This is a genomic window from Pseudomonas sp. MF06569 (assembly GCF_059862735.1).
This window is the reverse complement of record NZ_JCBCUZ010000005.1, coordinates 244,522-252,589: the sequence shown is the minus strand read 5'-3', so window position 1 is coordinate 252,589 and position 8,068 is coordinate 244,522. Positions and strand designations below refer to the sequence as shown.

Here is an 8,068-nt window from a genome sequence, read left to right as displayed (position 1 = left end):
GCTACATGACCGGCCACCAGGCTCAGAGAGATATTAGCCAGTACCTGATGCATCACTACAACTGGATCCGACCTCATCAATTTAACGATGGATTGGCCCCAGCGAAAACGGAAGAAAAACTCAAAACTGTGTCCGGGATGAGTTGACCACTACAAGACACCCCCTAAAGGCCTTACTTAGAATCGACGCTGTAGCCAAGCTTTTTAACGACTTGGCGCTTTCGAACCAATAAAAAACCCCGTCCAAGTTTCCTCAGACAGGGTTTTTTGGTGCCTACTGCTGCCATCCTGCTGTCACAGCCCAATGCTGAGAACAACCGATCTGCCTAAGAGGCCTTAAATATATGGTGTCCCAGGCGGGGTTCGAACCTGCAACCTTCCCCTTAGGAGTTTGAAGGTCCATCAAAGCACCACCCTTTACCAATCTTGTTCAACCTATACAGAACAAGGGCTTCAGCGGATACTTGCCTTCATTGGCTATCACCAATTTACACGATTTTTGATAGCCCATGCTAGCCGGGTGATAGCCCAGAACAGATAACTATAGGCGCTGATGATCAATGGAAAGGTTCAAACTCACCAAGACCACCGTGGCGGCACTTCCCCTCCCTGAAGCAGGCAAACGCCTAACTGTGTACGACACGCAAATTCCCAAACTGGCGGTACGAGTGACCGCCAGCGGATCAAAGTCGTTCTATGTCGTGAAGCGCGCAGGAACGTCTATGGCATGGGTGAAGCTCGGCACATTCCCAGACATGACAGTCGAGCAAGCGCGTACAGAAGCCACACTGATCCTTGGCGAGTTTGCCGCTGGAGCAGACCCCGCAAAGGCCCGACGCGCCGTCCGGGGCGAACCTACATTCTATGAAATGTTCGAGCGCTTTTTAGCGGAAAGGAAGAAGCGGGATGGCACCCCGCTGACCGAAAAAACCAAGCGCAATTATTGCGACGTCAGTCGTATCTACCTTGGCCCGATCAAGAATCGGAAGCTCAGCGACGTGTCACGGAGCGAAGTGAAGGCCATCCACACCAAGGCAAGTAAAGTCAGCCACGCGCAAGCGGACCGAGCGGTAATCTTGATCTCCTCGGTCTTCAACTTTGCCGCCGACCTCGAGATTTTCACCGGTCTAAATCCAGCCAACCGCATTCAAAAAAACCCAGCACCATCCCGCGACCGATTTGCCCTCGCAGATGAGCTTCCCCACCTTTTTACTGCCATTGATGAATCAACTCTGTGCGATTTCTTCCTGATCGCCCTGCTGACTGGCGCTCGGCGCTCAAACGTACAGGCCATGACATGGCGTGAGTTGTATCTCGATGAGGGTGTATGGCGCTTGTCGATGACCAAGAATGGCACACCGCAGAACGTCACACTCTCACCTGAAGCCATCGACATACTGCGAATGCGTCGAAAACATATCGACACATCTCCCTTCGTTTTTCCGAGCTTTGGTAAGACCGGCCACTTAGTCGAACCGAAAAAAGCCTGGGCCACGGTTCTGAAGCGAGCCAGCATTCGCCGCTTACTGGATCAGTTGCAAGCGGAAGGAAAAATGCCTCCTGAAGAGCGTGTACATGCGGAGCATTTGCTTGCAGCCGCACCTGCCAAAGCAGAGAAACACTACCGAGCGCTTGCTGACTCCCTAAAAATTCACCTAGCAAGCTATGACATGACCGATCTGCGCATCCACGATCTGCGTCGCACTCTAGGCAGCTGGCAGGCGAAAACAGGCGCATCACTGGCCATCATCGGCAAGAGCTTGAACCACAAAACGCAACAGGCAACAGCGGTCTACGCTCGACTGGACCTTGATCCGGTTCGCCAATCCGTGAACACCGCAACCACTGCAATGCTTGATGCTGGCCGACCGAAAGAGATCCCTAGCACACCACAGCCCTCCCCAATGGAGACAGCCAAATGAGTCGCCTTCCTACGAAATACCTGGTGCGGACACGACTTGACCAATGGGAGGCAATCCAGGCAGTCGCAGAAGCAGCTAACGTACAGTACAACGCATTTGAGTTAACACAGACTTGCGCCGATTTAGGCACGCCGGCTACGGTTGACTTGCCACAGACCGGAATCTCAATGCGGCACGGTCACAGTCGACGAGATGTCAGTGGCACGCAGATCATTCTTAGCGCTCGCAAAAGCGACCCCTGGTATGACTTCAAAGCTGCGATAACAATCGAGGCAGACGGTCTGTCTTGGGAAACATCAATCGACCTGATGGAACGTTCCTTGTGGTTCACTCCGTTGGCATTGGAAGCACTGATTGATCGACTGCTCGGCTACAAGGCAGAGAGTTCCGAACTGCTCCACCTGCAGGAATTATTAGAGCAGGAACGTATCAAGAGTCTGGCATTAGAGGGCGAGCTGACTGAACGGCGCGAAAAACCGCTAGAACCGCGCGAGCGTGCCTCGCTTGAACGGCTGGTGTACGTGCTGGCAATCGAAGCTGGGTACCGACTGATAAAACCACATGCGGATGAGCAAAACATCATAGAGGCAGCAGCACGCCACTGCGCCAAAGTGCCAGCCGGCAAGGGAACGATCGCGAAATTTCTTGAGGCAGCAAAGAGTCGCGCCGATAGCGACCGAAAATCCTAATAGTCACTATCAGGGTTTTGCCCTCCCCTAATAGGACGCAGCTCATTTCAATTTACCGATCATAGCCCCAACACATCAATCAACACGGGGCTTTCCGAATGACCATTACAACAAACATCGAAACTATCAAAATTGAAATAGCAGTAGCTCTCGGCTACGACCCCTCCAGGCCACCAAACCAGATTGACGATAAGCAGGCGGCCGCAGCTCTCGGCGTGAAGCCAAGCACGCTTGCGGTCTGGCGCTCCACCGGGCGATACGACCTCCCCTTCGCCAAAGTTGGCCGCCTAGTGCGCTACCGCTTGGCCGACCTCGCCAAATTTATCGACAGCCGCACTGCCGGTCACACCGCTTAGCCACTCGTGGCGACATGATTCTAATTGCCAGCATTCTGCAGGCCCGATCTTAATCAATCGGCGTGAGTAGCAGGTCTCCGTTTTATGGTCTGAGTAGTGGACCCCTACGGGCACCGGCGCGCTTCCCAGTCGATCACCCTCTACGCAAACCACTCCCCTCAAAGTCGAGGGAAGGTGCAACGATATGCAACACCAATACCCCCAAACTCGCCCCCATGCCGCCTCTGGCAATTGCTGCCAGGCGTCGCATACACCTGAAGCCATGTACTCGCCGCTGATCGACGGGTTTGCACTACAAACGGCTCTGAGCGGGAGTGCCAAATGACCGACGACCAACTCCAAAAGATCGTGGATGCAGGGGCTCGTAATGACTGGCACGAGTACGACCGCCTGCTTGCCGAGCAAGAAATTGCAGACTGGGCGCCTGAGCTTCTGAATAGGGCTGTGGAAGTAGCTACACAGTTTGGCTGCATGCTGGAGCGCTCGGCCGATGGCATTGGCACCGGGCCAAATAACATGGGTGGGATCCGGATCAAGGAGCGCAAGACAGGTCGCATTCTGGCTGGCCAGCGATACGAACTTGAACCTAATGGCGTGCTTGCGCACTTCGGAGTCAGGCTGTGAATGCTTTGGCGGTCCTACGTCACCATATATCCACACTGCCCCGGCAAACCATGCTGATCAAAGCATGACCTAGCTGGCAGTTTTCGCACTGACGTTCGTAACGTTACTCCCAAAGTGGTCTTTTGCCTGAATTTCAAAATTGTAGGCCGTCGTGACGCACACAATGCGACATCTGGTGAATCGACATCAAGCTCGCATGAGGATCCGCAATGAACCAATTTATTCGCACCGAGGAAGTTGCCACGATGCTTGGCGTTTCTCGTAGAACGCTGGAGCGCATGGTCACAGCAGGTAGCTTTATTCGACCGATCAAGCTGACAGCTCGTACATTGGGCTGGGAAAAGGCAACGCTGGAAGAATATCTGAAGGAGCGCTCGAAATGCGCCCAACAATAATCCCAGACGACCGTGTGCGCCGCGAGCCCGAAGAATTCGACTGCACCAACAGCGAGTTCCTACGCGACGTTATCAAGTTTTGCGGCGGCCAAGAGCTGGCACTTTGCGATGTTCTCGGTTCGGATGGACATCACTTTCAAGTCGCCGGATCATCATACGGTCTGACAAAGGCGCTCAGGGATAAGCGCCCCGATGGCTTGGACACTGGTCTGCCAGTAGTGTGGATCTGCCCCGTAACAGGGCGCGCATTTCCGATCAGCACGCTCATGCACCTCTTGGATGTGGTCGCCTGCTATGCACGTCGCGGCACTCGCAAGGCGGCGTCCGTATGAATGCCCTTTCCCATATTCCTGTGACTCATCAGTCCTACATGGACCAGTTCCTTGGTGAGATGAAAAAAGAAGGTATTGTCATCACCGATGAACTCATCGCCGATGGGAAGCTGCATCGTTATCACGCTCAGGGCGACCAGGTCGGTAGCAAGAACGCTTGGGCAATCCTTCATATCGACCAAAATCCTGTTGGCCAGTTTGGCTGCTATAAGCGCCATGGCGACCATAAGTTTTCCTGGAAAGCCGGCCGCCATACAAAACCGATGACAGCGGCCGAGCAAAAGGCCCAGCAAGCCGATTGGGATAAGCGCAAGGCCGCGCAGACTGCTCGGCGACAGGCCGAACATGATGCGGCTTCTGAGCGCGCCAATGACATCTGGAATGCGGCCGTACCGGCTACCGATGATCACCCCTACCTCAAGCGCAAGGGCGTCAAGGCCCATGGCCTGCGCCTGGGCAAGTGGGAATTCGTCAATGAGGAAACTGGCGAAGTCCGTACGGTGACCAATGAAGCGCTGCTGGTGCCGATCTGCGACAAGACCCGAAAGATCCACAGTTTGCAGGCCATCCTTCCAGATAAGATTTTGAACAACGGCACCCGGGATAAGGATCTCTTGAAGAACGGTGCGAAAATAGGACTGTTTCACGCGATCGGCAAACCGCAGATGGTCGATGGCTGCCCGGTTTTCGTCATCTGCGAAGGCTACGCTACTGGCGCAAGCATTCATGAGGCTACCGGTCACCTGGTCCTGGTCACCTTCGACGTTGGCAACCTGCTGCCCGTGGCGCAGGCCATTCGTGACAGTAAGCGGGGCGCGATCATCATCCTAGCGGCCGACAACGACCAGTGGACCACCAAGCCCATCGCGAACCCTGGCGTGCACCACGCAAGATTGGCAGCAAAGGTTGTCGGCGGCCTGATCTCGACGCCACCATTTGTGCACGCCGATGGCACCTTGGGCGCCGATGGTAAATGGTCCGGCCCTACCGACTTTAATGACTTGTTGGAGCATCGCGGTCGCAAAGCTGTAGTGGCGGAGTTTGAATCCGTGTTGGCCGTTCGCCAGGTTGTGCAAGATGAGCCAATGCAAGTCTTTGAGCCGTCCTGCCCTGTGGCGGACGACTCGCCTCTTTTTGAGAGCGAGCAAGACCTCCAGCAGAATCGCGCATCGGATGAGCAACAGTTTGCTGACACCGCACCTTATGTTGGTCTAGATGAGGAGCGTCGTCGCCTTCAGCAGGAAGAAAACGGGCGCCTGCAGAATGATGAGTTCGGGGATATGTTCCCGTCCAAAATGGAGCTGGACGAGATGGTTCAGAACTTGGTTTGGATCGCTGAGGGAGAGCAAGTTGCCTACGTCACCCCGACCAGCGCAATGTTCCTCAGCTTTAAGGAGGTGCGCGGCCTTACCGCCAAGTCGACCACCTACGAGCCCAGCGAAGGTATGAAAAGACCGATCCCGAATGCCGTGCTCTGGCAGAAAGATCCCGAGCGCCGCAATGCGATGACCCGCACATTCCGTGCAGGTGCCGGTCACATCTGTTCGGACCCCGAAGGCAAGAAGGCGGTCAATACTTGGCGGCCAATGCAGCGTTGGGACGTTAAGGCTGAGATCGGCCTGTTCCTCGAACACGTCGAATACCTGTTCGCAGACGCTACCGAGCGCAATGTCTTTCTCGACTGGCTGGCTCACTTGGAGCAGAAGCCAGGCGAGTTGCCGCACTACGGCTGGCTGCACGTTGCGAATCATACCGGCTGCGGCCGGAATTGGCTGGCTTCGGTCCTAGCTCGGGTATGGCGCGGCTACGTGGCGCCGAACGTCGATCTGCCATCCTTGCTGGATAGCGCCTACAACGGCTGCCTGTCTGGACGTGTCCTGGCGATCGTAGACGAGGTGCAGGAGAGCGCTGGCGAGAACAGCTACCGGCACACCAACAAGCTGCGCAGCCTGGTCAATGCCGAGTACCGCGACATTAACCCGAAATTTGGCCGTCAGTACCGTGAGTACAACGCTTGCCGCTGGCTGGTGTTCTCCAACCACCTGAACGCCCTGCCGATCGGCGATACTGACCGCCGCTGGCGCGTGATGGTGCACAACGACGCGCCGCGTTCCCCGGAGACCTATGCCCAGCTGTATGCCGCGCTGAACGACTCTGAGTTCATCAATGCGGTGGCCAAATTTCTGAAGACCCGCGATGTCAGCCAGTTCAAGCCGGGCGAGCGACCACCTATGAACAGTGCCAAGCTGTCTGTGGTCGGCGCATCCAAGTCTCTTACCCAGCATCGCGCAGACGAAATCGTGGAGCGCTGGCCTACCGATATCATCACCAATACCGATGCTGCGTTCGTAATGTCCGAAGGACTGGCCCCCAACATCAACGCCTCGATGCGCCGCGCCCTAGAAGAATTGGGTGCGATCAACATTGGTCGGCAGATCAAGATTGGCGGCAAGGGTCAGCGTGTTTGGATTATTCGCAATCACGCGCAGTGGGCTGAACAAGACAACACCGCAGTTGTTGCTGAGCAGCAGAAGGCCCGGTCTGGGGTCCACCTTGAAGCCGACGCCATGTTTGTACTGGCTGATAGCCGTCACGGGCAGCAATCCCAAGACGACAGCGATGAGCATCCATTTGACTGAGTGTAGCTTGCGTACACTGCGTCCCAGTCTTCACAACCAAGCCCAATACGCTGCCCAATGACCCCGCCACTGAGCGGGTTTTTTGCGTCTTCCGAACGCTAACAATATTAGGCGAACGCTGCCTGGCAGATGGCATGGGGTGTAACCTGCAAGGCATCACGATGCGAATATCGTTAGCGTGATAACGGTCACGGGTCACGACAGTCACGGCAATTTATATAGAGCAAAAAAATTAACCCAATATGAACTCTATGGTTATTAATTTTTTAGCTATAGGGGGACAGCGTGACCGCCGTGACCGGAACCGAGAAAGCCCAATAGCCACAAGGGTTTTGAGCGGTCACGGCAATTTTTACCTAGGCGCCATTACCGGAAAATATGGGCTGTGGGATAGGTCAGACATACGAGCACCCTCCTCAGCCGTTGTGGGACAGGACAACGGGCAAATCCATTTTTTGCGTTGCATCCATCTCGAACGACACCTCCGGCCCGCCTACGAGAAGTTTTCCGAGTGACAAGGTGACACAGCTCCCTAGCGTGACACTACGATCATTGGACGCCCTTCATAGGCCCGCGAGGCCGTAGCCATGACCGCCCAAACACATGACCCAATCCAGCCAATCCAAATCCGCCGCGAGGCCGCACGAACCCTTTACATAACAACACCAATGACCTTGGCCGAGGTGGCGGCTCAGGTCGATTGCAGCGAACGCACTGCAAAGCGCTGGAGCGCTGCTGATGGGGGGTGGAAGAAAGCGGGCGGGCCGAAGTTAACCGAGCGAGCCCATGGGATCGCCGATCGCATGGCAAAGATTGCAGCGGAGTTGGAGGCCGCCCAGTTGCCGGCAGAGAATCGCCCAGCTGCCATGGCAGAGGCACGGGAGGATATAGCTGCCGATGATCGTGCTCAGTTGCTCGTGGCGCACCGAAATCAGCTTAAAGTCGTGGACGGCTTACTAAGCGAGGCGGTTCGATCCAGGAGCGATAACGGAGCTCGGCTGGCCTGGCGAGTGGCCCAGACGCTCGCTATCAAACAACGAGCCGAGCGCTTGGCCTGGGGCCTGGATAATGGCGAGCAGGACCACACCATTTTGATCAAGCGCAGCTGATGG

The 8,068-nt window shown here is 55.7% G+C and carries 7 protein-coding genes and 1 pseudogene; all 8 read left to right on the top strand.

The features are described 5' to 3' along the window. Positions 1-146, top strand: a pseudogene (locus AC19YQ_RS07995) (IS3 family transposase); the annotation flags it as partial. 413 nt (positions 147-559) lie between these two features. Further along, positions 560-1,921 (top strand): tyrosine-type recombinase/integrase, encoded by a 1,362-nt coding sequence (locus tag AC19YQ_RS07990; RefSeq protein ID WP_500594888.1) that lies wholly within the window; start codon positions 560-562, stop codon positions 1,919-1,921. Beyond that, positions 1,918-2,610, top strand: coding sequence for a hypothetical protein (locus AC19YQ_RS07985; protein WP_500594887.1), 693 nt, complete (start codon positions 1,918-1,920; stop codon positions 2,608-2,610). The genes AC19YQ_RS07990 and AC19YQ_RS07985 overlap by 4 nt, the downstream gene beginning before the upstream one ends. 98 nt (positions 2,611-2,708) lie before the next feature. Further along, positions 2,709-2,966, top strand: coding sequence for a helix-turn-helix domain-containing protein (locus AC19YQ_RS07980; protein WP_500594886.1), 258 nt, complete (start codon positions 2,709-2,711; stop codon positions 2,964-2,966). 321 nt (positions 2,967-3,287) lie between these two features. After that, positions 3,288-3,590 (top strand): hypothetical protein, encoded by a 303-nt coding sequence (locus AC19YQ_RS07975; RefSeq protein ID WP_500594885.1) that lies wholly within the window; start codon positions 3,288-3,290, stop codon positions 3,588-3,590. Positions 3,591-3,799: 209 nt separating this feature from the next. After that, positions 3,800-3,985 (top strand): helix-turn-helix transcriptional regulator, encoded by a 186-nt coding sequence (locus AC19YQ_RS07970; protein WP_500594884.1) that lies wholly within the window; start codon positions 3,800-3,802, stop codon positions 3,983-3,985. Positions 3,986-4,313: 328 nt separating this feature from the next. Further along, the gene (locus tag AC19YQ_RS07965) at positions 4,314-6,956 is read left to right on the top strand and encodes a DUF5906 domain-containing protein (protein ID WP_500594883.1); all 2,643 of its coding nucleotides are present in this window, start codon (positions 4,314-4,316) and stop codon (positions 6,954-6,956) included. 587 nt (positions 6,957-7,543) lie between these two features. Continuing rightward, the gene (locus tag AC19YQ_RS07960; protein ID WP_500594882.1) at positions 7,544-8,065 is read left to right on the top strand and encodes a hypothetical protein; all 522 of its coding nucleotides are present in this window, start codon (positions 7,544-7,546) and stop codon (positions 8,063-8,065) included. The last annotated feature ends 3 nt before the right edge of the window (positions 8,066-8,068 follow it).